The organism is Curtobacterium pusillum, from assembly GCF_007680845.1.
GTDB lineage: Bacteria > Actinomycetota > Actinomycetes > Actinomycetales > Microbacteriaceae > Curtobacterium > Curtobacterium pusillum_B.
Window position 1 is genome coordinate 455,518 of record NZ_VEIY01000003.1, and the last position, 25,594, is coordinate 481,111.

Genomic DNA, 25,594 nt, shown 5'->3' on the forward strand with positions numbered 1-25,594 from the left:
CCAGGATAACGGAACGATCACGGAAAGCGAAGCACCCGCGACCAGCGCGTCGTCAGCGGACAGCGAGCATGACCTCGACGACGGCGTCCAGGAGTGCGTCGACCTGGGATTCGCGGTACCCGCCGTGCTTGGGCCGGAACACGACCGACCGGACCTCGGTGAGGCTCAGCGGCTTGCCGTCGCGGAAGTAGCCGCCCAGGCGCTTGGCGAACGCGTCGACGTCCTTCGGGTGGTAGCCGGTGCCGAGGAAGCTGACACGGCTGAACCGCTGCCCGTCCGGCCGTTCCAGCCGTTCGACGACGTCCGAGGCCTTGGTGCGGGCCTCGGCGTACCAGGCCTTCTGCCCGATGTCGGCGATCTCCCGCTCCCGCTCACGAGCGGCGAACGCGTCCTCCAGCCGTTCGAGCGCGGCGTCCACGTGCGCGGTCGAGTACCCGCCCTTCCGCATCGAGAACGCGGTCGCTCGGATCTTGGCGGCCTCGATCGACGGCGCCGTGTCGTTCGCGGTGTACGCACGACGGGCGTCCTCGAGGAAACGCTCGACCTCGTCGACGTCGTATCCGAGGGCGGAGCGGTCTGCGTTCGGGAAGGTGGTGGCCACGGCCACATTCTGCCAGGACCGGAGCCTGGTGCCACCTGGACGCGCTGTCAGTGGTTGACGACGAGGTACAGCACGTAGGCGACCGCGGCCGACGGCAGGATGCTGTCGATCCGGTCGAGGAGGCCGCCGTGCCCGGGCAGGAACGACGAGATGTCCTTGATGCCCAGGTCGCGCTTGATCATCGACTCCGTGAGGTCACCCAGGGTCGCCGACCCGGAGATGAGCACCCCGAGGATGATGCCGGTCCACCACGGCAGCCCGAGCATGAGCCAGCTGACGATGATGCCGACGAGGATGCTCGCCGCGACCGACCCCGCGAAGCCTTCCCAGGTCTTCTTCGGGCTGATCCGCGGCGCCATCGGATGCTTGCCGAGGTTGAGCCCGGTGGCGTACGCGCCCGTGTCGACCGCCACGACGACGAGGATGAACGCGATCACCCAGAGCTCTCCGCGCGGCTGTGCCGAGAGCAGGACCACGCAGGCGCCGAGGAGCGAGATGTACGCCTGCGCGAACAACCCGTTCGTCAGGTCGCGGAACACGTTGCCCGGTGTCGGTCTCGGGCGCGCGAACGCCACCTCGACCAGGCGCCACAGGCTGATGAACACGATGCCGCCGAGCAGGGTGAACAGCGCCGGGATCTGGCCGCCGAGGAACGCTGCCGGCACGACGGCGATCGCGACGGCCACGCTCGGGATCCGCGGGACGTCCCGTCCGGCGAACCGCATGGCGCTCGTGAGCTCGTACACGCCCACGCCGAGCAGGAACGCGCCCACGACCATGAAGGACGGCTTCCAGAGCAGCAGCGAGGCGAGCATGACCACCGCGAACGCCAGGGCGATGCCGATCGCGGCCGGCAGGTTGCGGCCGGTCCGCGCCGTCAGCGCTTCGTTGCGGGCGCCGAAGTCGGCCTTCCGCTGCCGGAGCTGCGCCTCGAAGTCGGTGCGGGCGGCTCGTGCCCGCGCGTCGAAGTCCTGGCGCAGCCCCTTGGCGGAACGCTTCTGTGCTGTGGGGCGGTCACCGCCCTGGTCGGAGCGGGGCATCAGACCTCGAGGAGTTCGGCTTCCTTCTTCTTCAGCGCGTCGTCGATCTGATCGACGTGCTTCTTCGTCAGGGCCTCGAGGTCCTTGTCGCCGCGCGTGATCTCGTCGTCGGAGATCTCGCCCTTCAGCGCGTCGAGGTCGTCCTTCGCCTTGCGGCGGATGTTGCGGACGACGACCTTGTGGTCCTCGCCCTTGCCGCGGACGAGCTTGACGAACTCCTTGCGGCGGTCCTGGGTGAGCTCGGGGATCGTGACGCGCACGATCTCGCCGTCGTTCGTCGGGCTCGCGCCGAGGTTCGGGAACGTCGCGATCGAGCGCTCGATCTCCTTGAGCGCCGACTTGTCGTACGGCGTGACGATGAGCGTGCGGGCTTCCGGCGTCTGGAGGGACGCGAGCTGCGCGAGCGGGGTCGGCGTGCCGTAGTAGTCGACGGGGATCTTCTGGAAGAGCGCCGCGTTGATGCGGCCGGTGCGGACGGTCGAGAAGTCGTCCTTGGCGACCTCCACGGCCTTCGCCATCTTCTCGGTGGCTTCGGTCAGGACATCACTGATCACGGTGGTTCTCCTTCGGTACTGGCGTCGAGTCTAGTCAGCGGCGGAGGTCAGTTGCTGACCACCGTGCCGATGCGCTCACCCCGGATGGCTGCGGCGACGTTCCCCTCGCCCTCCATGCCGAACACGTGCATCGGCATGCCGTTGTCCATGCAGAGCGAGAACGCCGTGGCGTCGACCACCTTGAGCCCCTTGAGGAGCGCGTCCTGGTAGGTCACGTGGTGCAGCTTCTCGGCGGTGGCGTCCTTCTTGGGGTCGGCCGTGTACACGCCGTCGACGCCGTTCTTGGCGACGAGGACCTCGTGCGCGTCGATCTCGAGGGCGCGCTGTGCCGCGACGGTGTCCGTCGAGAAGTAGGGCAGGCCGGCACCGGCGCCGAAGATGACGATGCGCCCCTTCTCGAGGTGCCGCTCGGCGCGCCGCGGGATGTACGGCTCGGCCACCTGGGTCATGCTGATCGCCGACTGCACGCGCGTGGCCGCACCGGCCTGCTCCAGGAAGTCCTGCAGGGCGAGCGCGTTCATCACGGTGCCGAGCATGCCCATGTAGTCAGCACGCCCGCGGTCCATGCCGCGCTGCGAGAGCTCGGCGCCGCGGAAGAAGTTCCCGCCGCCGACCACGATCGCGACCTCGACGTCCTGCGCCGCGGCGGCGATCTCCTTCGCGATGGTGCTGATGACGTCCGGGTTCACACCGAGGGAGCCGGCACCGAAGGCCTCTCCGGACAGCTTCAGCAGAACGCGTCGGCGTCCGGTCTTCTCGTTCGTCATGTGGTCGCACCCTTCGTCGAATGTCTCGTGGGAATCTACCGGGCCGCGCCCCGGCCGCGAAAAACGGGGCCCGGAACCGATGTGGTTCCGAGCCCCGTCACGGGTTCGTTACGCGCCGACCTTGACGCGGGCGAAGCCCTGGATCGTGATGCCGGCGTTGGCCGCGGCCTTCGCGACGGAGATCTTGTTGTCCTTCGCGTAGTCCTGGTCGAGCAGCGACACCTGCTTGATGAAGGCGTTGAGGCGACCCTCGACGATCTTCGGGAGGGCGGCCTCGGGCTTGCCCTCCTCGCGCGTGATCGCCTCGACGGTCGCGCGCTCCTTCTCGATGGCCTCGGCCGGGACCTCGTCGCGGTTGAGGTACGTCGGGTTGGCGAACGCGACGTGCTGCGCGATCGAACGGGCCTCGGCCGCGTCGGAGCCCGAGTAGGCGATGACGACGGCGATCTGCGGCGGGAGGTCCTGGCTGGTCTTGTGCAGGTAGACCTCGAACTCGTCGCCCTCGACACGGGTGACCGTGCGGAGCTCGAGCTTCTCGCCGAGCGCGGCGGCGTTCTCGTCGATGACCTCGGCGACGGTCTTGCCGTCCAGCGGGGCGGCGTTGCCGGCCGCGACGTCGGCAGCACCGGCGGCGGCGACCGCGGCGACGACCTTGTCGGCGAGGGAGGTGAAGCGCTCGTTCTTCGCGACGAAGTCGGTCTCGCTCGCGAGCTCGACGACCGTGGCGGCGCCGTTCTCGGTGCTCGCCACGACGACGCCCTCGGAGGTCGCACGGTCGTCGCGCTTGGCGACGGCCTTCGCGCCCTTGATGCGGAGGAGCTCGACGGCACGGTCGTAGTCGCCGTCCGCCTCGACGAGGGCGTTCTTGGCGTCCATCATGCCGGCCCCGAGGTCCTCACGGAGCTTCTTCACGTCAGCAAGGCTGTAGTTGGCCATTGACTGGAGTCCTTTCTGGACTGTGCGTTTGTGGAGAGAGAGAAGGGGCGCCGAGCCGATCGGCCCAGCGCCCCCGGTGGTCACTCGGCGGGGGTGGTCTCCGCGGCGGCCTCGGCCTCGGCCGTGGGCTCCGCGTTCTTCGCGTCGTCGGCGATCGGCTCGCCGATCCCCTTCGCGGCGACCTGCGCGTCAGCGTCGTTCTCTTCGGTGGTGGCGCCCTCTTCCGTGGCGGCCGGGGCCGACGCGGCGGCCGGAGCCGTCTCGGCGGGGGTCGCGGCGGCGTCGCCACCGAGGAGCTCCTGCTCCCACTCGGCGAGGGGCTCGGTGGCCTCGTCGTCGTCGCCACCGTTGTGGCGGGTCTTCAGGCCCTCGGCGGCAGCGTCGGCGACGATGCGCGTGAGGAGACCGACGGAGCGGATCGCGTCGTCGTTGCCCGGGATCGGGTACGTGATCTCGTCCGGGTCGCAGTTGGTGTCGAGGATGCCGATGATCGGGATCCCGAGCTTCTGCGCCTCGTCGACGGCGAGGTGCTCCTTCTTGGTGTCGACGATCCAGAGCGCGCTCGGGGTCCGCGTGAGGTTGCGGATGCCGCCGAGGGTCTTGTGGAGCTTGTCCAGCTCGCGCTTCTTGATGAGGAGCTCCTTCTTGGTGAAGCCCTTCGTCGTGTCGTCGAAGTCGATCTCCTCGAGCTCCTTCATGCGCGCGAGGCGCTTGGAGACCGTCTGGAAGTTCGTCAGCAGACCGCCGAGCCAACGCTGGTTGACGTACGGCTGGCCGACGCGGGTCGCCTGCTCGGCGATGGAGCCCTGCGCCTGCTTCTTGGTGCCCACGAAGAGGATCGTGCCACCGTGCGCGACCGTCTCCTTGACGAAGTCGTACGCGCGGTCGATGAAGGCCAGCGACTGCTGCAGGTCGATGATGTGGATGCCGGAGCGCTCGGCGAGGATGAATCGCTTCACCTTCGGGTTCCACCGACGGGTCTGGTGTCCGAAGTGAACGCCGCTGTCGAGCAGCTGGCGGATGGTGACGACGGCCATGTGCCGTCCCTCCTTGGATCTGGACGCACTGCACAGCAGAGCGTCGCTTGCGGTTGTGTCGGTCGCGACCGGTGGTCGTGGCCCCTGGCGCCTCGGTCCCCCTCCGCCCGCGCCGTGCGGGGCGGGACCGGTGGAGGGGATGCCTTGGTAGGCGCGCGAAGTCAGCGCAGAGCGCTGCTGGGTAGATGCTAACAGACTGGAGGCGCGGTGCGGGACGGACCCGCACCGCGCCTCCCGAGCAGTGGTGACGACGCGTCAGGCCTTGGCGCCCACCGTGCCGCCCTCGGCCGAGATGCCCATCTCCTCGAGCGAGCGGCCCTTCGTCTCCGGGATCTTCGCGATGACGAAGAAGAACGAGATGAGGGCGAACAGCGCGTAGATGCCGTACGTCACGGTGAGGTTGAAGCCGGACAGGACCGGGAACGTGATCGTGACGAGGAAGTTGGCGATCCAGTTCGCCGAGGAACCGATGCCGAGCGCCGTCGCGCGGATCCGGTTCGGGAACATCTCGCCGAGCAGCACCCACATCAGCGGACCCCACGTGGCGCCGAACGACACCACGAAGAGGTTCGCGAAGATGAGGGCGATGATGCCCCACGCGCCGGGGAGGCTCGGGTTGCCGTTCACGATCTCGGCCTGTGAGAACGCGATCGCGACCATCGCCAGCGAGACGAACATGCCCGCCGAACCGCTCACCAGGAGCGGCTTTCGGCCGACCTTGTCGACGAGGAAGATCGCGATGAAGGTCACCGCGACGTTCACGACCGAGGTGATCGTCGAGATGAGGAAGGAGTCGCTCTCCTTGAAGCCGACGGCCTGCCAGAGCGTCGTCGAGTAGTAGAAGATCACGTTGATGCCGACGAACTGCTGGAGCACGGCGAGGATGATGCCGACCCAGACGATCGGCTGCAGGCCGAACCGCTTGCCGCGGATCGAGCCCTTCTTCTCGGTGGCTTCCTTGTCGATGCCGTCCTGGATCTCCTCCAGGCTGGTGTTGACGGTGTCCCGCGGGACGATCTTCGTCATCACGTCGCGGGCGTCGTCCTTCCGGCCCTGCGCCAGCAGGAAGCGCGGGGACTCCGGCAGGGTGATCGCGAGGACGCCGTAGACGACCGACGGGATCACACCGACGAGGAACATCCAGCGCCAGGCCGGCAGCCCGAGGATGACCTCGGACGCGCCGCCGGCGGTCACCGCGAAGAACTGGTCGGACAGCAGCGCGGCGAAGATGCCGAGCGTGATCGCCAGCTGCTGGAACGAGGCCAGACGACCGCGGATCTGCTTCGGGGCGACCTCGGAGATGTACGCCGGCGCGATCACCGACGCGGTGCCGATGCCGAGACCGCCGACGAGGCGCCAGATCACGAAGTCCCAGGTCGCGAAGGCGAAACCCGCCCCGATCGAGCTGACCAGGAAGAGCACGGCCGCCCAGAACATCACGCGGGTGCGACCCCAGCGGTCAGCCAGACGACCGGCGAAGTAGGCACCGAAGGCGCAGCCGATGAGCGCCGACGCGACGGCGAACCCGCTTGCCCCCTCGGACAGGTCGAACTCGCCCTTGATCGCCTCGACCGCACCGTTGATGACGGACGAGTCGAAGCCGAAGAGGAAACCGCCGACCGCTGCTGCGACCGCGAACGCGGTGACCTTCCCCTTGAAGGCACGGTCTTCGCCGTGCTGGGTGGACGTGTTCGACACGATGCTCCAGGTTCCCCGCCGCCGTGCGGGATGCTGCACGGTGCTCCGACGGTCGGCTGGTTCGCCGTCCGAGCGGCGTTGCGTGTTCCGGAGCGGCCTCGACTGTACTCCCCGAGCGGCTGGCACGCCGAGTTCGACACCGCGCCCGTCGGTGGCACGCCGAGTTCGACACCGCGCCCGGCGATCGACGCGTGCGACGTCGCACCATGCGCACGCACTGGTTCCGCCCGGCTCGCGGGCGTCCCTCCTCCACCGGCCTGGAGGCGCGACCCACCCTCCACAGATCGGCCCGCCTCGGCAGCGGCCCGCGCCCGCACCCGCGAGGCTCGGTTCCGTGCACCGCCCACTCCTCGCCGCCGCTCCCATCGCCGCGTTCGTGGCCGCGCTGCTGCTGCTCCTGCTCGTGCCGGGCTGCGGCGTCCGGCCGATGGCGCCGTCCGAGCCGTACCGCGCTCCGGCTACGGCTTCGGCTCCCGCTCCCGCTCCGGCATCGTTGCCGTGGGTGTGGCCGACCGGGACCCGCGTGGTGGTCCGCCCGTGGCAGGCCCCGGCGGACGACTACTCCGCCGGCCACCGCGGCCTCGACGTCCCGGCGCCGATCGGGACGGCGGCGGTCGCGGTGGCCGACGGCACGGTGACCTTCGCGGGCCAGGTCGGTGGGCGCGGTGTCGTGACCATCGACCACGGAGGTGGGCTCGTGAGCACGCTCGACTCCGTCGCGCCGGCGGTCACGGTCGGCGACACCGTCGTGCAGGGCGAAGAACTGGGCACGGTGTCGGTGGGGCACTGCCCCGCGTCGGATCCGTGCTTGCACCTCGGCGCCCGACTCGACGAGCGGTACGTGGACCCGACGCCGTACCTGCCGCCGGCGGAGTGGCCCGTCCTGCTGCCCGACGCCGCGTGGCCCGTCCGGCTGCCCGATGCCCCGCTGCCCGGATGAGGGCTGTGCTCGTCAGGCGCGGGGGTGGGCGGCTCGTCAGGCGCGGGCGCGGGCGGCTCGTCAGGCGCGGGCGCGGGCGGCTCGTCAGGCGCGGGCGGCTCGTCAGGCGCGGGCGCGGGCGGCTCGTCAGGCGCGGGCGGCTCGTCAGGCGCGGGGATGGGCGGTGCGGTAGACCTCGCGGAGTCGAGCGGACGAGACGTGCGTGTAGATCTGGGTCGTCCCGAGGCTGGCGTGCCCGAGGAGCTCCTGCACGGCACGGAGGTCCGCTCCCCCGTCGAGCAGGTGCGTCGCCGCGGTGTGTCGGAAGGTGTGCGGCCCGCTCGGCCCCTCGCCCGGCAGGTCCGCGAGCAGCCTGGCGACGATCCGGTACGCCCCGCGAACGCCGAGACGGGCTCCGCGGTCGCCGAGGAACAGCGCGTCCGGGTCCGCAGCCTCGGTCCGCGCGGCGATGACCGGCCGCCCACGCTCGAGCCACGCCTCCAGCGCATCACGCGCCGGGACCCCGAACGGCACGACACGTTCGCGTCCGCCCTTCCCGAGCACCCGGACGGTGAGCCGCTCGCGATCGAGGTGGCGGACGTCGATGCCCACGAGCTCGCTGACACGGATCGCCGCCGCGTACAGGAGCTCCACCACCGCCAGGTCCCGGAGCGCTCCCGGGTCGTCGCTCGAGGCCCGCGCAGCCAGGCCGTCGAGCATCGTCCGGACCTGTTCGGACGACACCACCCGCGGCAGGTGTGCCGCTCCCTTCGGGGCACGGAGCCGGACGCCCGGATCGTTCGAGATGCGCCCGGCCTCGCTCGCCCACCGGGTGAAGGCCCGGACCGAGGAGGACCGACGGGCGATGGTGCTCCGCGCGAGACCGCGGTGGTCGGCGTCCCAGAGCCAGTCACGGAGGAGCTCGAGCCCGACGTCCGGGAGCAGCTCGACCCCTCGTTCCGTGGCGAAGGCGACGAACTGTTCGAGGTCGTTCGCGTACGCACGCACCGTCTGCTCGCTGAGACCACGCGCGTGGCGGGCGTGGCCGAGGAAGGCGTCCACCGCCACCGTGAGCCGCTCGTGATCCGTCACGCCCTCAGCGTAGGTCCCGCCACCGACTCCGCGGTCAGCGGCGACACCACCCGTCGGCCAGGGGAACCGCCAGCCCTTCGAGCTGCGCGAGTGCGAGCGCGTCCATTGCGTCGTCCACCGAGAGACCGCTGCGACGAGCGATCTCCTCCACCGGGAGCGGCCGCCGGTCGAGTGCGTCGAGCGCCCGCTGCACGTGCGGATCGGCACCCGTGGCGAGGACGACGGTGCCGCTCTCCGGCGATGGTCCGGTCGCGTCGCCCGGGACGCTCGTGTCGGCCAGCAGCGCGGTGACCGGATCGCTCGGCCCGACGACGATCTGCGCGTTCCCGTCCGCGATGAGCCGGTGGCACCCGACCGACGCCGCCGACGTGAACGCCCCGGGAACGGCGAACACGGGGCGTCCGAGGTGCAGCGCGTGGTGCGCGGTGTTGAGCGCCCCCGAGCGGGCGGCCGCCTCGACCACCACGGTGGCTCCGGACAGCGCTGCGATGAGTCGGTTCCGGGAGAGGAACCGCCACCGGGTCGGACGGGTCCCCGGGGGTGACTCGGAGAGCACCCGACCGCGACCGAGGACGTTCCGGAGGAGGTCGGTGTTGCCCGCCGGGTAGAACTGGTCGACCCCGCCCGCGAGCACGGCCGTGGTCGGGGTCCCGGCGGCGACGGCCACCCGGTGCGCCACGGCGTCGATGCCGTACGCGCCCCCGGAGACGATCTCGATGCCGACGTCCGCGGCGATCGACGTGATCTCGGCGGCGGCTTCGGCTCCCGCGACGGTGTTCGCCCGGCATCCGACGACCGCCAGGGCGGCGACGCAACCGGCCGACCCGACAGGGTCGTCCAGCTCCGAACGGCTCCACAGGACGAACGGTGCGTGCGGCCCGAGGTCGTCGAGCGCAATCGGCCACCCGCGCTCCCCCGGGACGACCAGCCGCGCACCCACGGCGGCCCCGGCGGCCACAGCGGTCGCCGTCCCTGCCTCGACACCCGTGCCTTGCAGGCGGGGACGCCACCGGTCGAGCCCCCGCTCCACCTCGACCCGGACGCGATCCGGACCGTCGGCGAACGAGACGCCCCCGCCGAGCCGCTCGACCAGCTCGTCCGGCCCGGTGTGCATCGCACGCTCGACGAGCACGAGGGCCTCGGCTGCACCGAGGCGGCCGACGAGTTCCCCCGCGACGGAGTCACCCGGCTCGGCGAGGACGCTCCACGACACCCGTGCCAGTGCTCCCTCGGACGGCGCGGCGTTCACAGGGCACTCCGCAGCGCGAGAGCCCGCCGGACCTCGTCCTGGCCCGGCCGCGCGACGTCGCCGAGGTCCGCCATGGTCCACGCCAACCGCATCACCCGGTCCCACCCCCGCATCGTGAGCGTCCCGAAGTCGAGCGCCCGGTCCAGGCTCGAGGTCGCTCCCGCCGCCGCACGCCCCTCCGCCCGGAGCCACGGACCGGTGACCTCGGCGTTGCACGTCCAGCCGGTCCCCCGCAACCGCTCGCGCATCCGCTGCCGCGCGGCCCGCACTCTTTCGGCCGCGGCAGCGGTCGTCGGCGCCGTCCCTTCGGCCGCGCGGATGGTCCCGGTGGTCACGCGCGGCACCGCGACACGGATGTCGATCCGGTCGAGCAGCGGCCCGGAGATGCGTCCGAGGTACTTGCGCACCGTGCTCGGGCTGCACGAGCAGAGCGGTCCGCCCCGCGAGCCGGCGTTCCCGCACGGGCACGGGTTGGCTGCCAGCACCACCTGGCACCGGGCAGGGAACTCCGCGCTGCCCACGCTCCGGTGGATCGTGATCCGACCGGACTCGAGCGGTTGCCGGAGCGCGTCGAGGACGGCCCGCGGGAACTCGGTCGCCTCGTCGAGGAACAGCACTCCGCGGGTCGCCCGGGAGACCGCTCCGGGTCGGAGGAGTCCCGACCCGCCTCCGATGAGGGCCGTCGCCGAGGACGAGTGGTGCGGCGCTTCCCACGGCGGACGCGTGCACCACGACTGGTTGCCGAGGCCGCTCACGGACCTGACCGCGGCCACCTCGAGTGCCGCGTCGGGCTCGAGGTCGGGCAGCAGCCCGGGGAGTCGTTCGGCGAGCATCGTCTTGCCGGCACCCGGCGGTCCGAGGAGGAACATGTGGTGACCGCCCGCCGCGGCAGCGATCACGGCGCGCACCCCCACCGCGTTCCCGATCACGTCCGCCAGGTCGTGTGCCTCGGGGGCCGGTTCGAGCACGGCCGGCTGGAGGACCGGTTCGGTCTCGACGGGCGGCAACAGCGCACCGGCCGTGATCGCCGTCGCACGGAGGGACGGCGTGCCGACCACGTCGATCCCGGGGACGATGCGGGCTTCTTCCAGGTTGCCGACGGGCACCACGGCCGTCCGGACACCGGCGTCCCGTGCGGCGATGACCATCGGGATGACGCCCGGGACCGGACGCACGCGGCCGTCGAGCCCGAGCTCGCCGATGTACGCCACGCTGCGCGAGACCCCGGGTGCGACTCCTTCGGCGCCGAGGATCGCCATGGCGATCGCCAGGTCGAAGCCGGACCCGCGCTTCGGGATGGACGCCGGCGTCAGGTTGACGGTGATCCGTCGCGCCGGGAGCGGGCAGTCGGCCACGGCACTGGCGGAGCGGACCCGCTCGCGCGCTTCGCCCAGGGCGGCATCCGGGAGTCCGATGATGCTGAACCCGGGCAGCTGACTGGTCAGGTGCGCCTCGACCTCGATCACCCGACCCTGCACGCCGACCAGCGCGATCGCGGATGCCCGCCCGATGTCGGTCGTCACAGCACGCCCTCGACGTGCTCGACGCCGACCCGGTCACCCTCGACGTGCACCGCCACCGCGTCGATGCGGATCAGCCGCGCCGTCACCTCGGGGTGGTCCTGGAACCACGCGGGCACGAGCCGCCGCAGCCGCGTGACCTTCGACGCCGTGATCGCCTCGAACGGGTGGCCGGCCGTCGCTCCGGCACGCGTCTTCACCTCGACGAAGACGAGCGTGCAGGACTGCCAGGCGATGATGTCGATCTCGCCGCGCGCACATCGCCAATTGCGCTCGATCACCCGGAACCCGTGGGCTTCCAACCATTCTGCGGCCCGGTCTTCGCCGAATCGTCCGAGACTGCTGTTCTGCAGCGGTGTTCGTTCCATGTCGTTGCCTCCGGAACGACCTTTTCGCCAGCGACGGTCGCCGAGGATGCCCACGCGGACATCTGTGGAGGATCAACGCGCAACGGGCAGCTGTGGAGGACAAAGCGAAGGCCCGGACGACTCCACGTCGTCCGGGCCTTCGCACATCACGCTCAGTGTGCGGCTGCGTACGCTTCCTGCACCTGGGTTGAGATACGGCCGCGGGTCGAGACCTCGTACCCGTTCTCCTTCGCCCATTCGCGGATCTTGCCGAGCTCTTCCGAATTGCCACGCTTCGGTGCGGACTTCGGCGCAGTGCCGCTGCCGCCGGTCCGGCGACCGGAGACCTTGCGCGCCGCGGCCACGTAGTCGGAGATCGCTTCGCGGAACTTGTCGACGTTGTCGTCGGTCAGGTCGATCTCGTAGTTCGAGCCGTCGAAGGCGAATTCGACGGTGCGCCCTTCACCCGGGGTGATGGGCGAATCGTCGAGGTCGTCGACGAGCTGGACTGTGACCTTCTGTGCCATGGCGCGCTCCTGCAATCGGGGACGGAATTCCCCACCACATTAGCGGGTGCCATTCATTCCGGCACAAATGACTCGGCGTTTCTCAGCATCCGCATTGAAACTGAAGATCACTCGTCGAGTGCGAGTTCCTTCGGCAACTCGAGTTCACGCGAGGTGAGTTCTTCGACGTTCACGTCCTTGAACGTGAGCACGCGGACCGATTTGACGAACCGGTCGGAACGGTAGACGTCCCACACCCAGACGTCGTTCATCGTCAATTCGAAGTAGAAATCGTGTTCGGTGTCCCGGCGGGCGAGTTCCACCTCGTTGGCCAGGTAGAAACGCCGCTCGGTCTCGACCACGTAGCGGAACTGCGCCACGACGTCGCGGTACTCGCGGTACAGGGCCAGTTCGACCTCGCGGTCGTAGTCGTCGAATTCGTCGTCATCCATCGCGGCCACAGTCTACGGCGACCGGAGCACCCGCGGCACACCAGCCGACCGGAGCACCCCCGGCACACCCGCCGACCGAACCACCCCCGGCACACCCGCCGACCGAACCACCCCCAGCACCAGCCGACCGAACCACCCCCAGCACCAGCCGACCGGAGCACCCGCGGCACACCCGCCGACCGGCCCACCGGCTCAGCCCGCCAGCGCGTCCAACTCCGCGAACCCGTCCAGCGCCACGCTCGACGCCTGGTGCAACCAGCTCTTCCGGTGTAGCGCGTGCGCCCCCACCGCCCGGATCGCGTCGTAGTGCGCCGTCGACCCGTACCCCTTGTTCGACGCCCACGCGTAGTGCGGCGCCTCGTCGTGCGCCGCCACCATCAGTGCGTCCCTGGCGACCTTGGCCACCACCGAGGCCGCCGCGACCGACGCGCAGTCCCGGTCGGCCTTGATCCGCACGACGACCTCGAGCGGGTCGGACGGCATCCGCAGCGCCGCCGGGACCGCGCGCGTGAGCCAGTCGAACGAACCGTCGAGCACGACGACCGCTCCGTCGAGCGAGAGCCCCTTCGCCACGAGCGCACCGAGCGCCGCAGCGCCGGCCTGCCCGAGCGCCGGGACGATGCCCTGCTCGTCCACGATCGACGCGGACGTCATGCCGACGGCGGTCCGGGTCCAGCGTCGGACGACCGGGTCCAGCGCTTCCCGGCGGGCGGCGCTGAGCAGCTTGGAGTCCGCGAGTCCCTGCGGCACGCGGCCGACGTCGACGGTCACGGCGGCGACGCCGACGGCGACCGGTCCGGCGATCGCGCCGCGTCCGACCTCGTCCATGCCGATCACCGTCACCCGTCCCTCGCCGAGGAGCTTCTTCTCGACGCGGAGGGACGGGCGGACGACGGTCACTTGTCCTTCTCCTCCACGCCCGCGAACACGTCGGGGTAGTCGTCGAGCCAGGTCCACCGGCTCGACGGCCAGGAGATCACGAAGGCGCGACCGGTCACGTCCGACAGCGGCACGAAGCCCTTCGAGGGGGTGTCGCCGTTGTACCGGGAGTCCTTCGAGTCGTACCGGTTGTCGCCCATCACCCAGATGGTGCCCTTCGGCACGGTCACCGAGAAGTCCGTCCCGGAGGCCCGGGTCTCGGCGGTCGGCAGCTTGAGGTACGGCTCCTTGATCGGCACGCCGTTGACGGACATCTGTCCGAGGTCGTTGCAGCAGGAGACCTTGTCACCGGGCAGGCCGATGACGCGCTTGATGAGGTGGTCGTCACTGTCACCGGTGCCGAGTCCGACCTGGGTGAGGAGCCAGTCGATGGCCTTCGCGGGCTGGGTGTCCGGCGTGACGCTCGGCACCTCGGACCCGGTGAGCCACCCGCCCGGGTCCTTGAAGACGACGACGTCTCCGCGCTTCAGCGACACGACGCCCGGCACGAGTTCGTTGACGATCACCCGGTCGTTGATCTGCAGGGTGTTCTCCATCGACGCCGACGGGATGTAGAACGACCGGATGAGGAAGGTCTTGACGAGGAACGAGACCAGCAGCGCCGCGATGAAGATGATGACGAGGTCGCGGAGGAACGTGAGGACCCCGTTGCGCTTCTTCTCGACACGGGGCCGGCGCCCGGTTTCGTCAGTCGTGTCCGTCATTTCCGCTCTCGTTCACTGCCACGGGTCCGGGCAAAGGGAAAGCCCCCCGTCGATGCACAACCGTACATGGACGAGGGGCCGGCAGCGGCGTCCGGCTCGCGGACGCTCACTGTGAAGGCGATCAGGCGTCGCGCTTCTCCTTGATCTTGCGGCGGGCCGCCTTGCCACGGAGTTCGCGCAGGTAGTAGAGCTTCGCGCGACGGACGTCACCCTTGGTGACGATCTCGATGTGGTCGATGATCGGCGAGTGCACCGGGAACCAGCGCTCGACACCGACCTGGAAGCTCACTTTGCGGACCTTGAAGGTCTCGCCGAGGCCGTGGCCCTGGCGGCCGATGACGACGCCCTGGAACACCTGGACACGCGAGCGCGTGCCTTCGATGATGTTGACGTGCACCTTGATGGTGTCGCCGGGACGGAAGTCCGGGACGTCGGTGCGCAGCGATGCTGCGTCGACGTGGTCGAGGAGCTGGCTCATGATTGGGTCACTCTCTGCGGACGCGCACGGGTCGCCGCGGATCGATGTCGGTGAGGATTGGTGTGTGCCCGGTGTCGGCGACTCCCCCGTGGCAGAGTCCAGCCAGGGCACGGCTACCCATCCTGCCACAGTCGGCGACCGTCGCAAAACGCACGGGTCGGGAAACACGCGAGGATGGACCCATGATCGAACTCCGCACCCCCGCCGAGCTGGACGGCCTGCGCGTCGCTGGTCGGTTCGTGGCCGACGTCCTCGACGAGCTGCTCGCCACGGTCGACGTCGGTGTGAACCTGCTCGACCTCGACCGAGTGGCTGCACGGATGATCGCCGACCGCGGCGCCGAGAGCTGCTACGTCGACTACCACCCGTCGTTCGGCAACTCGCCGTTCGGCAAGAACCTCTGCACCTCGGTGAACGACGCGGCGCTGCACGGCCTCCCCCACGACTACACCCTCGCCGACGGCGACCTGGTGAGCCTGGACTTCGCGGCCAGCGTCGACGGCTGGGTCGCGGACTCCGCCGTGTCGGTGCAGGTCGGCACCCCTCGGGACGAGGACCAGCGACTCATCGACACGGTCGAGCGCGCCCTGGTCGCCGGGATCGACCAGTTCCGTGTCGGCAACAAGCTCGGTGACGTCTCGTACGCCATCGGCCGCGTGGCGCACGACGCCGGCTACGACGTGAACCTGCAGTTCGGCGGCCACGGGGTCGGTCGGACGATGCACGGCGACCCGCACGTGCCGAACGACGGTCGACCGGGGCGTGGGCTGAAGCTCCGCCCGGGCCTCGTGGTCGCGATCGAGCCGTGGCTCATGCAGGGCACGGCGGAGCTCGTGCAGGACGACGACGGCTGGACGCTCAAGAGCGTCGACGGTTCGCGTGCCGCGCACGTCGAGCACACCGTCGCGGTGACGGAGGCGGGTCCCGAGGTCCTCACCCTCCGCCGCGCCCAGCGCGCCGACGCACCCGCCTGACGGACTGGGCCCACACCGCCGGTCCCGGACCGACGCGCCAGCGGCGGGCCGGCCGTGCCGGTGGGGGGAGGCGCGGTGCGGGCCCGCCCCGCGCCTCCCGTCCGACAGCGCGGAGCCGAGTCTCGGGCTCAGCGACACTTCTCGCGCTCGCACGCCCGAGAACCGTCGCCCAGCCCGAGACTCGGGCAGACCGCGCGCGCGGCGCGCGGCGCGCGGCGCGCGGCGCGCGGCGCGCCGCGCGCCTACGCGTCGGGCAGCAAGTCCGGCCGGACGCGCCGCGTCCGCTCCACCTGCTGCTCGTGCCGCCACGCGGCGACGCGGCCGTGGTGCCCGCTGAGCAGGACCTCCGGCACGTCGAGGTCCCTCCAGGACGCGGGCTTCGTGTACGAGGGGTACTCGAGGAGGCCGTCCTCGTGGGACTCCTCCACCAGGGACTCCGGATTGCCGACGACCCCCGGGACGAGGCGTCCGACGGCTTCGATCATCGCCATCGCCGCGACCTCGCCGCCGTTCAGGACGTAGTCGCCCAGCGAGAGCTCGACGACCGAACAGCGCGTCGACGCCCACTCGAAGACCCGCGCGTCGATGCCCTCGTACCGCCCGCAGGCGAACACGAGGTGGTCCGCCGTCGCCGCGAGCGACCGCGCGATCGACTGCGTGAACGGGGTCCCGGCGGGGGTCGGCACCACGAGGGTGGACGACCCGTCGGGCCGCAGGATCGAGGACAGCGCCTGCGCCCACGGTTCGGGCTTCATGACCATGCCCGCTCCCCCGCCGTACGGGGTGTCGTCGACGGTGCGGTGCCGGTCGGTCGTCCAGGACCGGAGGTCGTGCACGTGCACGTCGAGCAGGCCGTCGGTGCGGGCCTTGCCGAGCAGCGAGACGTCCAGCACCGAGAAGAACTCGGGGAAGATCGTGACGATGTCGATGCGCACGCGCTAGTCCGTGACCGTCTCGGGTCGGGAGGTGTCCTCGGGGTCCTCGAAGAGACCCTGCGGCGGCGTCACCGTGACGGTGCCCGCCTCGATGTCGACGGCCGGGACGATCGCCGAGACGAACGGCACGAGGACTTCGCCGCGGTCGGCGGTCGCGACGGCGAGGAGGTCCTGCGCGGGGAGGTGGTCGACGCGGGCGACCGTCCCGACGGACACGCCGTCGCGGAGGACGTCGAGCCCGACCAGCTGGTGGTCGTACCAGGCGTCGTCCTCGCCGGTCTCGGCGTCGGCGTCCTGTTCGACCCAGAGGATCGCGCGGGCGAGGGTCTCGGCGGCGGACCGGTCCCCGATGCCCTCGAAGAAGGCGACCGGGTGGCCGTTGTACCAGCGCAGCTCGTCGAGCGCGATGGTCTTGCCGGCCCAGGGCGAGTCGTCCGGGACCTGGAGCGTGAAGACGGCTCCTGGCGTGAAGCGACGATCCGGGTCGTCGGTGTAGAGCTCGAGCTTGATGCCGCCCTTGAGCCCGTGCGCCTTCGTGATGCGACCCACCCGGAGCTGGGTCGTCTCCCTAGGAATCGGTGTCGACCACGTCGACACGCACCCGCTTGCCGTCGGCGAGAGCCGAGACGAGGGTGCGCAGCGCCTTTGCGGTCCGTCCGGCGCGACCGATCACGCGGCCGAGGTCCTCGGGGTGCACGCGCACCTCGAGGACCTCGCCCCGCGCGGAGGTGGAACTGGCGACGCGCACGTCGTCGGGGTGATCGACGATCCCCTTGACGAGGTGCGTCAGCGCGGATTCGAGCAAGGAATTACGCCTCGGTCGTCTCGGCGGTCTCGTCAGCCGACGCGGCCGGAGCGGCGGGAGCCGTCTTCTCCGACTTCGGCTTGAGGACGGCCTTCTTGGAAGCGTCGACCGTGAACGGGTGCTTCGGCTCGGCGACCTTGACCTTGGACTCGGTGTCCTTCTCGCCCTTGAACTTGGCCCAGTCACCGGTCAGCTTGAGCAGGGCAGCGACCTGCTCGGTCGGCTGCGCGCCGACGCCGAGCCAGTAGAGCGCACGCTCGGACTCGACCTTGATGACCGAGGGCTCCTCGGTCGGGTGGTACTGACCGATCTCCTCGATCACACGACCGTCGCGCTTGGTGCGCGAGTCGGCGACGACGATGCGGTAGTACGGCGCACGGATCTTACCGAGACGCTTCAGACGGATCTTGACAGCCACAATTGCTCCTGTTTGCTTACGTTGTGGTTGAACCGGAACCGCGGGCGTGGGGGCACACACGGTGAAAGCTCGAGAGAGATCGCTCACAGCTGGATAGAGGGTCGAGCTGCGGCGATTCGACCGTTCATTCTTGCAGATTCCCGGCCGGGATGCGAGCCGACGCGCTACGGCGCGAGTCGCCGCACCGCTTCGAGGGCCTCGGAGGTCGCGCGGACCGCGTCCACGCTCCGCGCGTCGCGGGCTCCACCGACGACGGCGTACGGCACGCCGGCTGCCTGGAGGCCCGGCTCGAGTCCGTCCGTCGGCCGCCCGTCCGCCTCGTCACCGGTCCCGAGCGCGCGCTCCTGCCCGGCGCAGACCACCACGTGGTCCGCGGGGACGGCCCGCTCCTCGCCGTGATCGTCGCGGATCCAGAGCACACCAGGCTCGATGCGCAGGTACTCCTGCACGCCGCCGACCATGTGCACGCCGGCGTCCCGGAGGCGGCCGATCGCCACCCACCGGGAGGTGATGCCGATCCCCTGGCCGAACTTGCCCGAGCGCCGGAGGACCGTGACGTCGTGGCCGGGCCGGAGCGTCCTGGTGGCCGCCGGGAGCCGCTGCGGCACGTCACCGACGACGGCTTCGGACACGTCGACGTCCCAGCGGGCGGCGAACTCCGCGGCGCGCCGAGCCTCGTCGGGCGACTCGGTCAGGAACGCTGCGGTGTCGACGCCGATGCCGCCGCCGCCGATGATCGCGACGGTGCCGGCCGGTACGCCCTCGCGGAGCGCCTGCTCGTAGGACCGGACGTGCGGCAGCGTCGCGCCGGGGATGTCGATCGTGCGCGGGACGACCCCTGGGGCGAGCACGACGGCGTCGCTCGTCGTGAGGTCGGCGGCCGTCGCGGCGCGGCCGAGGTGGATCGTCGCCCCGCGGGCCTCGAGCTCGGCGCGGGAGGCCCGGACGGTCGCGGCGTAGTCCTCCTTGCCGGGCACGAGCGCGGCGAGCTCGAACTGGCCGCCGAGCCGGTCGGACGCCTCCCAGAGGGTGACGGTGTGTCCGCGACGTGCGGCGTCGACCGCGGCGGCGAGTCCGGCCGGCCCGCCGCCGACGACGTCGACGCGCTTCGGGTCGGTGGTCGGCCGCGCGGGGAACGCGACCTCCCGTCCGGCGCGGGGGTTCACGAGGCACGAGACCGGTGCGCCGACGATCGAGCGGTCGAGGCAGGCCTGGTTGCAGCCGATGCAGGTGTTCACGAGCTCGAACGCACCCGCGAGGGACCGGTCCACGATCGCGGGGTCGGCGAGGAACGGCCGCGCGAGGGCGACCGCGTCGATCAGCCCGTCGGCCAGGACGGCCTCGCCGTCGCGGAGGTCGGTCATCCGGTTCGACGCGATCACCCGGACGTCCGGGTACGCCGATGCCCGCACGACGCCGGCGATCCGTGCCGCGTAGTCCAACCACGCCCCGTGCGGCACGGCGGCCTGCACGGTCGGGGTCCGGGACTCGTGCCAGCCGATGCCCACCGAGATGCCGTCGAGCCCGAGGGGCAGGAGATCGTGCACGAGGGCGTCGACGTCGTCGTCGGTCGACGAGCCCGGCATCAGGTCGGCGCCGGAGAGCCGGATCGTCACGGCGAGGTCGGGCACCGCAGCGCGGACGGCGCGGACGACCTCGAGCGTGAAGCGCCGGCGACGGGGCGCGTCGCCGCCCCACTCGTCGTCGCGGAGGTTCGTCAGCGGCGACTGGAACTGGTTGATGAGGTAGCCCTCGGACGCCATGATCTCGACGCCGTCGAACCCGATTCCCCGCGCCGAACGCGCCGCCGCCGCGAAGTCCTCGATGGTCCGCTCGATCTCCGCCGAGGTCAGCGCCTCCGGCACGACACCCCGGGCAGCAGCCCACGGCAGTGCCGACGGTGCCACGACCCGCTGCGGGGCCCCGTGCCGGTCGACCAGCCCTGCGGCGAGCGCGTACCGGCCGGCGTGGAAGAGCTGCGCGAGGATGGTCGACCCGGACTCGTGCACGGCCTCGACCGCCACCCGGAAGCGCTCGTCCGCTCCCCCGACGCCGAACACCGCGAAGTCCGGTCCGCCACGGGCCTCGTCGTTCACCGCGATGCCGCCCGTGATGATGCACGCGGCACCGCCGGCCGCACGCTCGCGGTAGAACGCCGCCATCCCGGCCCCGCCGTCGTCGTGCACCTCGAGCCCGGTGTGCATCGAGCCCATGACCACGCGGTTCGCCAGGTGGAGGGGGCCGAGGGTCCAGGGCGAGGCGACGGTCCGGAGCGAGTCCGGCACGACGGGGGCGGAAGCGACGCTGCTCATGCGCCTACTCTGCCGGAGGCAGCACCGCGTCGCGCAGCGGCGACGTCGTGTCGGCCCAGAACGGCGGCGCGATGACGGTGAGGCCGCCGTCCACGGACAGGGTCTGCCCCGTGATGTACGACGCCTTGTCGGAGAGCAGGAAGTCGACCGCGTCGGCCATGTCGTCCGCGGTGCCGGGGCGCTGCAGCGGGAGCTTCTCGATCACGGACTGCATCGGCGCCATGCCCGGCACGGAGTTGTAGAAGTAGTCGAGCGAGTCGGTGTCGATCAGGCCGCCGTTGACCGCGTTCACCGTGATCTGGCGCGGGCCGAACTCGACCGCCATGTACTTCGTGTACGCCTCGGTCATCGCCTTCGCCGCACCGAGGGCCGCGTAGGTCGGGAACGCCCGGAGCGACCCGTACGAGGTGACGACGACGATCCGGCCACCCGCGTCCATGAGCTGCGCGGCACGCTGCGCGCCGAGCACGAACGAGCGGGCGTTCGTGGCGTAGCTGCGGTCGAGGTGGTGCAGCTTCAGGTCCGCGACGGGCTTGAAGGCGCTGGCCGCCGCGTTCGCGACGAAGTAGTCGAGGCGACCGTAGGTGTCGCGGACCACGTCGAACAGCGCGTCGATCGACTCCGGCTGCTCGATGTCGACCTGCGCCGTGATCCCGTCGCCGCCGGCGGCCTTGACGTCGGCGAGCGACTCCTCGGCCAGGTCGGCGTTGCCCTTGTACGTCACGACGACGGTGACGCCGCGCTGGCCGAGCTTCTGCGCGAGCAGGCGGCCGATGCCGCGGGACGCGCCCGTGATCAGGGCGATGGGTGCGGTGGTGGAGTCGGTCACTTCAGTCCTTTGCGTGCGTGCGTGGGGACGGACGGGAGGCGCGGGGCGGGCCCGCACCGCGCCTCCAGTCCGCTGGTGGGTTGCGGTCTAGAACCCGGCCTGGCCGGTCACGACGGCACGGCCGACGACCAGCTTCTGGATCTCGTTGGTTCCCTCTTCGAAGCGCTGCGCGCGTGCGTCGCGGTAGACGCGCTCGATCGCGTTGCGCTTCCAGTAGCCCTGTCCGCCGTGCACCTGGAGCGCCTTGTCGGTCACGCGGGCGAGCATGTCGACGGCGACCATCTTCGAGGCGCTGGAGAGCGTGCCGGCGTCCGGGCGGCCCTCCTCGTACGCGCGGGCGGCCTCGAGGACCAGGGCCCGTGCTGCTGCGATGTCGGCGTAGTTCTCGGCGATGTAGAACTGGATCGCCTGCCGGCTGGAGAGCTTCTTGCCGAACGTCTCCCGCGTGTTCGCGTACTCGACGGCGAGCTCGTTCGCGCGCTCGGCGAGGCCCACCGCGCTCATCGCGACGGACACGCGGCTCGGCAGCAGGAAGCCGCCGAGGGCGACCTCGAGGCCCTGGCCCTCCTCGCCGAGGAGCGCGCTCGCGGGGACCGGCACGTCCGTGAAGCGGAGGATCGCGTGGTCGGTGCCACGGATGCCCATGGTGTCGGAGTCGTCGATCACCTCGGCGCCGGGGAGGCCCGTGTTGGGCATGAGGAACGCGACCGTGCCGTCCTGGCCGGTGGTGCCCTCGAGGCGGGCGGCGATGAGCCAGTAGTCGGCCTTCACGCCGAAGGTGATGAGGTGCTTCTCGCCGTTCATCACGTAGGTGTCGCCTTCGCGGCGGACCGTCGTGCGGATGTCCGCGCCGGTGCCCGCCGTCGCCTCGGTCAGCGTGAACGCGACGAGCTTGTCACCCGCGACGCTCGGCTTGACGACCTGCTCGATCTGCTCCGGCGTCGCGTACGGCTGCATGGCGCGCCAGGTGCCGTTGATGACGTGCACGAGCATCCGGATGGAGGCGTGCGAGCGGGAGACGACCTCCATGATCTCGAGGTAGCGCGAGAACGGGATGCCGGCGCCACCGAGCTCCGGCGGTGCGGCGAGGCTCAGCCACCCCTTGTCCTTGAGCTCCTGGAAGAGCTCGGGCGCGACCTGACCGGTGCGCTCGATCTCGTTCGCCCAGTCCTCGCCCGGGCCTCGGACCCACTTGGTGACCTCGGCCTTGAGCTGCTGGAAGTCCTGTTCGGTGGCCGTCTCGGTGACCAGGGTCATCGTGTCTCGTTCTCCTTCGTGGCACTCGCGACGAGTGCGGCTGCCTGGTCCCGCAGGACGTTCTTCTGGACCTTGCCCACCGCGTTGCGCGGCAGTTCGTCGATGTACTCGAGCCGCTCCGGCCAGTAGTACTTGCTCACGCCGGCCTTGTCGAGTGCCCGCTGCATCCCGACGAAGTCGAGCCGCTCCCCGCCGGCGGCCGGGACGACGAACGCGCACGCGCGCTCCCCGAGCCGGGCGTCGGGCATCGCGACGATCGCGACGTCGGTGACGAGCGGGTGCTGGTAGAGCAGGTTCTCGATCTCCACCACGGGGATCTTCTCGCCACCGCGGTTGATGACGTCCTTCACACGGCCGGTGATGGACAGGAAGCCCTGTTCCGACACCTTCGCGAGGTCACCGGTGCGGTACCAGCCGTCCTCGGTGAAGACGTCGTCGGTGAGGTCGGGTCGGTCGAGGTACCCGTCGAACATCGTCGGCGAGAACAGCTCGAAGTTGCCCTCGGTGTCCGCCGGGAGCTCGTGGCCCTCGTCGTCGACGATGCGGATCGTGATGCCGGGCAGCGCACGACCGTCGTGTCCGTACGCCTGCGCCGGGTCGTCGGACGGGCTCGACAGCGCGCCGAGGCAGGTCTCGCTCGTGCCGAAGGCCCCGAGGATCGCGCTGCCGAGGACCGTGCTGGCCCGCTGCGCGAGGGCACGCGGAACGGCGGCACCGGTCGGCACGAAGATCCGCAGCGACTCCGGCTGCTGTGCTCCCGCTTCGACCAGGTCGACCAGGTCGGTCAGGAACGGCGTCGCGCACTGCACGAACGTCGCCCCGGCCGCGCCGAACGCCTGCTCGAGGGCGACGGTGCCGTCCCACACCGGCTGGATGACCTGCGGCGCGCCGAGGCGGAACGCCAGGAGCATGCCGTACAGGAACCCGGTCTGGTGCGCGAGCGGCGACGGGATGTAGATCCGGTCCGCGCTCGTGAGGCCGGACTGCGCGACGTGCATCGCGGTCGCGAGGCCGAGCGTGCGGTGCGGGTGCTGGACGCCCTTCGGCTCCCCCGTCGTCCCCGACGTGAACAGGAGCTGGCAGATGTCGTCCGGGCCCGGCGCGTGCGACCGGATCTGGTCGACGTCCACCTGCACGGAGTCGAGCGCGGTGTCGAACCAGCGCCAGTTCCACTCGCTCGCGGCGACGCGGTCGGCGGCGTCGGCGGGCAACGGCGGCTGGTTCGTCGGGGCGTCCGCGTGGCCACGGGCCTCGGCGCGGAGCACCACGACGTGCTCGACCGACAGCCGGCGCTTCTGGGCCTTGGCCTCGTCGATGACGTCGAGCAGCTCGAGCGCCGGCCGCCGCTTCCGGAACACGTTCGGCAGGAACACGACCCGGGCCCGCGACCGGGCGAGGGTCATCGTCGTCTCACGAGGACCGAACACCGGCATGATCGGCGTGGCGACCGCACCGATCTGGATCGCGCCGAGGGTGATCGAGACGAACTCGCGCCAGTTCGGCAGCTGCATCGCCACGGATTCGCCCCGACGGACGCCGAGCTCGAGGAGCAGGGCGGAGACCCGGTCGGCCTCGTCCTGGAGCTCCCGCCACGTGGTGTTCACGGGCTCGGGGCCGCCGACCTCGATCACGGCGAGGCCGTCGGGGTCGGTCTCGGAGAGCGCGCGGACCTTCTCGCTGAGCACCAGTGGGTCGGCGTCCACCCCGGCGAGCTCCGGCGTCGTCGAGAGCTGCCGTGCCGTGGCGTCGCCGGTCTCCTCGCGCTCGCCGGCACCGCCGGTCTCGCCCAGGTCGGTCGCCTCGGACGCCGCCTCGGCCGCGTCGATCCGGTCGTCGCGCGCGACCTGGGCGGCGAGCCCGTCGCCGACGGACATGTCGAGGCCGACGGAGTCCATCGCCTCGAGGAACGTCGGGTACGAGATGCGGTACGCCCGCGGGTAGGTGAGCGTCGAGACGCCGTCGGCCTTCGACGCGGCGACCGCGAGCGACATGAGCACGCGGTGGTCGTTGAACGAGGACATCGGTGAACCGTGCAGGTCGCCCGGACGGACGCCGGTGACGCGGAGCTCGTCGGCGCCCTGCTCGGCGCGGCCGCCGAGTCGGTTGAGCTGGAGCATCGCCGACACCCGGTCGGACTCCTTGAGCCGGATGTGCGCCACGTTCCAGAGCCGGGTCGTGCCCTCGGCGAAGGTCGCCATGGTCGACAGCACCGGCAGGAGGTCCGGGATGGGCTGGCAGTCGATGTCGAGGGGGCGGAGCGGCGAACCGTCGTGCTCGATGCGCACGAAGCCGGTCTCCTCGTCGATCCGCATCGGGACGCCCATCGCCGTCGCGAGGTCGAGGAACTCGCTCTCCGGGTGGTCGGTCTCGGCCGTGGTGAACGCCGTCATGCCGCGGAGGAGCACGTTCGACTCGCGGATGCCGGCCGCCGCGATGCCGAACGCGGCCGAGCCGATGTCCGGCGGGATGACGTAGTCGTGCGGGGTGGCCTGCTGGTTCGCCGGGATCCGGTACTCGAGCCAGTCGTCGGACACCTCCACCGTGAGGCCGAACTGCCGCATCATGCGGACGGTCAGCTCGACGTAGGGCTGCTCGTTGAGCCGGCCGCCGGTGATGTGGACGCGGGTCTCCTGCTCGGCGAACGGCGCCACGAGGAGCAGTCCGGAGATCCACTGCGACAGGGTGCCGGCGATCGACACGTCGCCGCCGCGCGGGCGCTTCGGCTGGACGGTGACCGGCGGGCAGTCGTTCGTCGCCTCGAGCTCGACGCCCATCTGCTGGAGCGAGGTGAGCAGCGCCTTGATCGGTCGGCGCTGGAAGTACTTCATCCCGGAGAGCGTCATCGGCTTGTCCGCGAGGGACGCCAGGCCGGTCATGAAGTAGAGCGTGGTGCCGGAGGACCCCATGTTGAGGATGCCGTCCGCTCCGCGGGAGCCGTGGTCGACGACGTCGGTCGCCTCGTAGCGGCCGCCGAGGCCGGTCACGTGGTACTCGTTCCCGCGGCGCTTCACGTCGACGCCGAGCGCCCGGAGCGTGCCGACGGTCCACTCGACCTGCCGGGTCGCGCTGATGCCGGAGACGATGCTCGTCCCCTTCGCGAGCGAGGCGAGCACCAGCGCGCGGTGTGCGTGGTACTTCGAGACCGGGATGTCGAGTTCCCCGACGAGCGGTGCGGATGTCCCGCGCACGACCAGCTGCATGCGTACCTCTTCCCTGTTGCGACGC

The 25,594-nt window shown here is 71.0% G+C and carries 26 protein-coding genes; 2 read left to right on the forward strand and 24 right to left on the reverse strand.

The genetic code is table 11. The features are described from left to right. Positions 1 to 52: 52 nt before the first annotated feature. From FS825_RS09705 to FS825_RS09735, 7 genes are all read right to left on the reverse strand, one after another. Positions 53 to 601 carry a DivIVA domain-containing protein gene (locus tag FS825_RS09705; RefSeq protein ID WP_144712361.1) on the reverse strand — a complete coding sequence of 183 codons (549 nt, stop codon included), beginning with the start codon at positions 599 to 601 and terminating at the stop codon, positions 53 to 55. Positions 602 to 648: 47 nt separating this feature from the next. Further along, positions 649 to 1,641, reverse strand: coding sequence for a phosphatidate cytidylyltransferase (locus FS825_RS09710; protein WP_186377164.1), 993 nt, complete (start codon positions 1,639 to 1,641; stop codon positions 649 to 651). Next, positions 1,641 to 2,195, reverse strand: a complete 555-nt coding sequence (frr, locus tag FS825_RS09715) for a ribosome recycling factor (protein WP_144712364.1) — start codon at positions 2,193 to 2,195, stop codon at positions 1,641 to 1,643. The genes FS825_RS09710 and frr overlap by 1 nt, the downstream gene beginning before the upstream one ends. A 47-nt stretch (positions 2,196 to 2,242) precedes the next feature. Further along, the gene (gene pyrH, locus FS825_RS09720) at positions 2,243 to 2,962 is read right to left on the reverse strand and encodes a UMP kinase (protein WP_144712366.1); all 720 of its coding nucleotides are present in this window, start codon (positions 2,960 to 2,962) and stop codon (positions 2,243 to 2,245) included. A gap of 108 nt (positions 2,963 to 3,070) precedes the next feature. Further along, positions 3,071 to 3,898, reverse strand: coding sequence for a translation elongation factor Ts (gene tsf, locus FS825_RS09725; RefSeq protein WP_144712368.1), 828 nt, complete (start codon positions 3,896 to 3,898; stop codon positions 3,071 to 3,073). 80 nt (positions 3,899 to 3,978) lie between these two features. Continuing rightward, on the reverse strand, positions 3,979 to 4,935 hold the full coding sequence (rpsB, locus tag FS825_RS09730) for a 30S ribosomal protein S2 (RefSeq protein WP_144712370.1): 957 nt from the start codon (positions 4,933 to 4,935) through the stop codon (positions 3,979 to 3,981). A gap of 255 nt (positions 4,936 to 5,190) precedes the next feature. Beyond that, positions 5,191 to 6,633: a sugar porter family MFS transporter gene (locus FS825_RS09735; protein WP_260981107.1), complete on the reverse strand. Its 1,443-nt coding sequence runs from the start codon at positions 6,631 to 6,633 to the stop codon at positions 5,191 to 5,193. Positions 6,634 to 6,967: 334 nt separating this feature from the next. On the opposite strand from FS825_RS09735, the gene FS825_RS09740 reads away from it, so the two are divergent. Further along, positions 6,968 to 7,573, forward strand: a complete 606-nt coding sequence (locus FS825_RS09740; RefSeq protein WP_260981108.1) for a M23 family metallopeptidase — start codon at positions 6,968 to 6,970, stop codon at positions 7,571 to 7,573. 144 nt (positions 7,574 to 7,717) lie between these two features. Here the strand turns inward: FS825_RS09740 and FS825_RS09745 are convergent, their stop codons facing one another. The 9 genes from FS825_RS09745 to rplS form a co-directional block, all read right to left on the reverse strand. Next, positions 7,718 to 8,644 (reverse strand): tyrosine recombinase XerC, encoded by a 927-nt coding sequence (locus tag FS825_RS09745; RefSeq protein WP_144712372.1) that lies wholly within the window; start codon positions 8,642 to 8,644, stop codon positions 7,718 to 7,720. A 34-nt stretch (positions 8,645 to 8,678) separates the two neighbouring features. Continuing rightward, positions 8,679 to 9,893 (reverse strand): DNA-processing protein DprA, encoded by a 1,215-nt coding sequence (gene dprA / locus FS825_RS09750; RefSeq protein ID WP_144712374.1) that lies wholly within the window; start codon positions 9,891 to 9,893, stop codon positions 8,679 to 8,681. Further along, a complete protein-coding gene (locus FS825_RS09755) occupies positions 9,890 to 11,416 on the reverse strand; it encodes a YifB family Mg chelatase-like AAA ATPase (RefSeq protein ID WP_144712376.1) in 1,527 nt (508 codons plus the stop codon). Before FS825_RS09755 ends, dprA begins: the two co-directional genes overlap by 4 nt. After that, a complete protein-coding gene (locus FS825_RS09760; RefSeq protein WP_144712378.1) occupies positions 11,413 to 11,781 on the reverse strand; it encodes a YraN family protein in 369 nt (122 codons plus the stop codon). Before FS825_RS09760 ends, FS825_RS09755 begins: the two co-directional genes overlap by 4 nt. Positions 11,782 to 11,933: 152 nt before the next feature. Next, complete coding sequence (locus FS825_RS09765) at positions 11,934 to 12,287, reverse strand: histone-like nucleoid-structuring protein Lsr2 (protein WP_144712380.1); 354 nt, start codon at positions 12,285 to 12,287, stop codon at positions 11,934 to 11,936. Positions 12,288 to 12,394: 107 nt separating this feature from the next. Further along, positions 12,395 to 12,718 carry a DUF2469 family protein gene (locus tag FS825_RS09770; RefSeq protein WP_111115750.1) on the reverse strand — a complete coding sequence of 108 codons (324 nt, stop codon included), beginning with the start codon at positions 12,716 to 12,718 and terminating at the stop codon, positions 12,395 to 12,397. A 192-nt stretch (positions 12,719 to 12,910) separates the two neighbouring features. Next, positions 12,911 to 13,618, reverse strand: coding sequence for a ribonuclease HII (locus tag FS825_RS09775; RefSeq protein WP_144712382.1), 708 nt, complete (start codon positions 13,616 to 13,618; stop codon positions 12,911 to 12,913). Continuing rightward, a complete protein-coding gene (gene lepB, locus FS825_RS09780) occupies positions 13,615 to 14,361 on the reverse strand; it encodes a signal peptidase I (RefSeq protein WP_144712383.1) in 747 nt (248 codons plus the stop codon). The genes FS825_RS09775 and lepB overlap by 4 nt, the downstream gene beginning before the upstream one ends. A gap of 121 nt (positions 14,362 to 14,482) precedes the next feature. Further along, complete coding sequence (gene rplS / locus FS825_RS09785; RefSeq protein WP_144712385.1) at positions 14,483 to 14,839, reverse strand: 50S ribosomal protein L19; 357 nt, start codon at positions 14,837 to 14,839, stop codon at positions 14,483 to 14,485. Positions 14,840 to 15,021: 182 nt separating this feature from the next. On the opposite strand from rplS, the gene map reads away from it, so the two are divergent. Beyond that, a complete protein-coding gene (gene map / locus FS825_RS09790; RefSeq protein ID WP_144712387.1) occupies positions 15,022 to 15,813 on the forward strand; it encodes a type I methionyl aminopeptidase in 792 nt (263 codons plus the stop codon). 242 nt (positions 15,814 to 16,055) lie between these two features. On the opposite strand, the gene trmD is transcribed toward map, so the two are convergent. From trmD to aroA, 8 genes are all read right to left on the reverse strand, one after another. Beyond that, positions 16,056 to 16,748 carry a tRNA (guanosine(37)-N1)-methyltransferase TrmD gene (trmD, locus tag FS825_RS09795; RefSeq protein ID WP_144712389.1) on the reverse strand — a complete coding sequence of 231 codons (693 nt, stop codon included), beginning with the start codon at positions 16,746 to 16,748 and terminating at the stop codon, positions 16,056 to 16,058. Positions 16,749 to 16,751: 3 nt separating this feature from the next. Beyond that, positions 16,752 to 17,297, reverse strand: coding sequence for a ribosome maturation factor RimM (gene rimM / locus FS825_RS09800; RefSeq protein WP_186377165.1), 546 nt, complete (start codon positions 17,295 to 17,297; stop codon positions 16,752 to 16,754). A gap of 19 nt (positions 17,298 to 17,316) precedes the next feature. Then, a complete protein-coding gene (locus FS825_RS09805; RefSeq protein WP_022902329.1) occupies positions 17,317 to 17,553 on the reverse strand; it encodes an RNA-binding protein in 237 nt (78 codons plus the stop codon). 4 nt (positions 17,554 to 17,557) lie between these two features. Continuing rightward, on the reverse strand, positions 17,558 to 17,971 hold the full coding sequence (gene rpsP / locus FS825_RS09810; RefSeq protein WP_144712391.1) for a 30S ribosomal protein S16: 414 nt from the start codon (positions 17,969 to 17,971) through the stop codon (positions 17,558 to 17,560). A 164-nt stretch (positions 17,972 to 18,135) separates the two neighbouring features. Further along, positions 18,136 to 20,283, reverse strand: coding sequence for an oxidoreductase (locus FS825_RS09815; protein ID WP_144712393.1), 2,148 nt, complete (start codon positions 20,281 to 20,283; stop codon positions 18,136 to 18,138). A gap of 4 nt (positions 20,284 to 20,287) precedes the next feature. Beyond that, on the reverse strand, positions 20,288 to 21,112 hold the full coding sequence (locus tag FS825_RS09820) for an SDR family oxidoreductase (protein WP_144712395.1): 825 nt from the start codon (positions 21,110 to 21,112) through the stop codon (positions 20,288 to 20,290). A gap of 87 nt (positions 21,113 to 21,199) precedes the next feature. Continuing rightward, complete coding sequence (locus tag FS825_RS09825; protein WP_144712397.1) at positions 21,200 to 22,369, reverse strand: acyl-CoA dehydrogenase family protein; 1,170 nt, start codon at positions 22,367 to 22,369, stop codon at positions 21,200 to 21,202. Then, positions 22,366 to 25,569 carry a 3-phosphoshikimate 1-carboxyvinyltransferase gene (gene aroA / locus FS825_RS09830; protein WP_144712399.1) on the reverse strand — a complete coding sequence of 1,068 codons (3,204 nt, stop codon included), beginning with the start codon at positions 25,567 to 25,569 and terminating at the stop codon, positions 22,366 to 22,368. Before aroA ends, FS825_RS09825 begins: the two co-directional genes overlap by 4 nt. Between the last annotated feature and the right edge of the window lie 25 nt (positions 25,570 to 25,594).